This window comes from Flagellimonas lutimaris (genome assembly GCF_051494225.1).
Classification (GTDB): domain Bacteria; phylum Bacteroidota; class Bacteroidia; order Flavobacteriales; family Flavobacteriaceae; genus Flagellimonas; species Flagellimonas lutimaris_A.
Map to the genome: position 1 here is coordinate 2,501 of NZ_JBNPYE010000021.1, position 2,802 is coordinate 5,302.

Here is a 2,802-nt window from a genome sequence, read left to right on the forward strand (position 1 = left end):
GCAAAAGGCACGCCGTCACCAATAAATTGGCTCCGACCGCTTGTAGGCGTATGGTTTCAGGGTCTATTTCACTCCGTTATTCACGGTTCTTTTCACCTTTCCCTCACGGTACTGGTTCACTATCGGTCTCTCAGGAGTATTTAGCCTTGGCGGATGGTCCCGCCGGATTCACACAGGGTTTCACGTGCCCCGCGCTACTCAGGATACCACTATCTTTAACGCTCCTTGCCCGTACGGGACTGTCACCCATATCGTGCAGCTTTCCAACTGCTTCCGGTTCGTCGCGCAAAGAATATTGTGGTCCTACAACCCCGTCATTGCCGGAACAACAACGGTTTGGGCCGATCCGATTTCGCTCGCCGCTACTCTCGGAATCACTCTTGTTTTCTCTTCCTCCGCCTACTTAGATGTTTCAGTTCAGCGGGTTCGCCCACCTTACGGTGTGACTGGCCTTCAACCAGCCGGGTTGCCCCATTCGGACACCCACGGATCAATGCTCATGTGCAGCTCCCCGTGGATTTTCGCAGCTTATCACGTCCTTCATCGCCTCTGAGAGCCTAGGCATTCCCCATACGCCCTTCTTTTGCTTGTCGCACCTGTACCTAAGTACAAATGCCCTCTCGTAATCCTTATATATTCTATTCTACTTCGTGTTTCTTCTTTGACTTCGCAATAAAACGACCTAAGTCGTCTTTGCTCCGTCCCAATATGTCAATGAACTTTCTGGCACACCGCCCCCCGATACAAGATCGGCGGACGACTTTTGCCGTGGTGGAGAATATCGGAGTCGAACCGATGACCTCCTGCGTGCAAGGCAGGCGCTCTAGCCAGCTGAGCTAATCCCCCATTATCAGTGGTCAGTTAACAGTTATCAGTTAACAGTACTATATAACGGTAACCCAACACCTAGAATTTCCTTATTCCAATACCCAATGAACTTCCTTCGTAGTCTCAGGCAGACTCGAACTGCCGACCTCTACATTATCAGTGTAGCGCTCTAACCAGCTGAGCTATGAGACTGTCTTGGCCTTAATTTGCCTGTATATCAAAAAACATATTATAAACGACAGCACAAAGATATCAAGGACCACCTCGTGAGGGACCCGGAATCTCCGGGCATCTCTTTCTCTAGAAAGGAGGTGTTCCAGCCGCACCTTCCGGTACGGCTACCTTGTTACGACTTAGCCCTAGTTACCGATTTTGCCCTAGGCCGCTCCTTGCGGTGACGGACTTCAGGCACTCCCGGCTTCCATGGCTTGACGGGCGGTGTGTACAAGGCCCGGGAACGTATTCACCGGATCATGGCTGATATCCGATTACTAGCGATTCCAGCTTCACGGGGTCGAGTTGCAGACCCCGATCCGAACTGTGACCGGTTTTGTAGATCCGCGCCCCCTTGCGGGGTGGCTTCCCTCTGTACCGGCCATTGTAGCACGTGTGTAGCCCAGGACGTAAGGGCCGTGATGATTTGACGTCGTCCCCACCTTCCTCACGGTTTGCACCGGCAGTCCCGTTAGAGTCCCCATCTTTACATGCTGGCAACTAACGGTAGGGGTTGCGCTCGTTATAGGACTTAACCTGACACCTCACGGCACGAGCTGACGACAACCATGCAGCACCTTGTAAGTAGTCCGAAGAAATAGCTATCTCTAACTAATGCAACTTACATTTAAGCCCTGGTAAGGTTCCTCGCGTATCATCGAATTAAACCACATGCTCCACCGCTTGTGCGGGCCCCCGTCAATTCCTTTGAGTTTCATTCTTGCGAACGTACTCCCCAGGTGGGATACTTATCACTTTCGCTTGGCCACGGAGACCGAAGTCCCCACAGCTAGTATCCATCGTTTACGGCGTGGACTACCGGGGTATCTAATCCCGTTCGCTACCCACGCTTTCGTCCATCAGCGTCAGTACATGGTTGGTCACCTGCCTTCGCGATCGGTGTTCTATGTGATATCTATGCATTTCACCGCTACACCACATGTTCCGGCAACCCCACCATGACTCAAGACCTGCAGTATCAAAGGCAATTTTATGGTTGAGCCACAAACTTTCACCCCTGACTTACAGGCCCGCCTACGGACCCTTTAAACCCAATGATTCCGGATAACGCTCGGACCCTCCGTATTACCGCGGCTGCTGGCACGGAGTTAGCCGGTCCTTATTCTTACGGTACCGTCAGACACCTACACGTAGGTGCGTTTCTTCCCGTATAAAAGCAGTTTACAACCCATAGGGCCGTCATCCTGCACGCGGCATGGCTGGATCAGGCTCCCGCCCATTGTCCAATATTCCTCACTGCTGCCTCCCGTAGGAGTCTGGTCCGTGTCTCAGTACCAGTGTGGGGGATCCCCCTCTCAGGGCCCCTAACCATCGCTGCCTTGGTAAGCCGTTACCTCACCAACTAACTAATGGTACGCATGGCCATCCCTGTCCGATAAATCTTTAATCGTAATATCATGCGATATAACGATACCATGGGGCATTAATCCAAGTTTCCCTGGGCTATTCCCCTGACAGGGGCAGGTTCCATACGCGTTCCGCACCCGTGCGCCGGTCGTCATCAAAAAAGCAAGCTTTTCTATGTTACCCCTCGACTTGCATGTGTTAGGCCTGCCGCTAGCGTTCATCCTGAGCCAGGATCAAACTCTTCATTGTATTTCCTTGAATGTCTGTCCGACACCCGGAAAACCGAGTCCCTGCATCAAAATGGTTCTTAATAATTCTCTTTACGCTGTCGTTACAATATGTATATGAACTTCTTTATTTCTTTAAACTCAAAAGGACACTATTCTCAGTAAT

The 2,802-nt window shown here is 51.5% G+C and carries 2 tRNA genes and 2 rRNA genes (1 of these 4 running past the window's edge); all 4 read right to left on the bottom strand.

The window, feature by feature from the left end:
- Positions 1 to 594: ribosomal RNA gene (locus tag ACQQ5U_RS19320) — 23S ribosomal RNA — on the bottom strand; it reaches 2,225 nt to the left of the window's first position.
- 175 nt (positions 595 to 769) lie between these two features.
- Positions 770 to 846, bottom strand: a tRNA-Ala gene (locus tag ACQQ5U_RS19325).
- A gap of 100 nt (positions 847 to 946) precedes the next feature.
- Positions 947 to 1,020: transfer RNA gene (locus ACQQ5U_RS19330), tRNA-Ile, on the bottom strand.
- Positions 1,021 to 1,132: 112 nt separating this feature from the next.
- Positions 1,133 to 2,658: ribosomal RNA gene (locus tag ACQQ5U_RS19335) — 16S ribosomal RNA — on the bottom strand.
- Together the 16S and 23S rRNA genes with 2 tRNA genes alongside form the textbook arrangement of a ribosomal RNA operon.
- Between the last annotated feature and the right edge of the window lie 144 nt (positions 2,659 to 2,802).